General features: G+C 47.2%; 1 pseudogene. It reads right to left on the bottom strand.

Annotated features, from left to right (window positions below):
* Nucleotides 1-248: pseudogene (locus tag FDX22_RS22290) on the bottom strand (type 1 fimbrial protein); the annotation flags it as partial.

The raw sequence follows: 248 nt of genomic DNA, 5'->3' as shown, positions 1-248 counted from the left end.
TGTAGACAGATGAGGCCTTAATTCCCGTTTTCATCCAGGTCACTGTCTGGTTTGTACTGGAGCCGATCGTGCAGTTGCTGTACTGCAACGAAAAATCTTTCAGCGTGTTAGCGCCCTGAGCCTCAAGTTCTGCGCGGGTTAATACACCAAAATCGATGGTTTGGTTCACCGCTTTGCTTGAACCAACAACAATATTGACGGTGCAGGTCATAGCAAGCAAATTGGCCTTAAAGTTAACCACGACATCC

The organism is Citrobacter sp. TBCS-14 (assembly GCF_005280805.1).
GTDB classification, from domain to species: Bacteria; Pseudomonadota; Gammaproteobacteria; order Enterobacterales; family Enterobacteriaceae; genus Citrobacter; species Citrobacter gillenii.
Note: the sequence above shows the minus strand (reverse complement) of the source record. Positions and strands in the feature narration are given on the sequence as shown.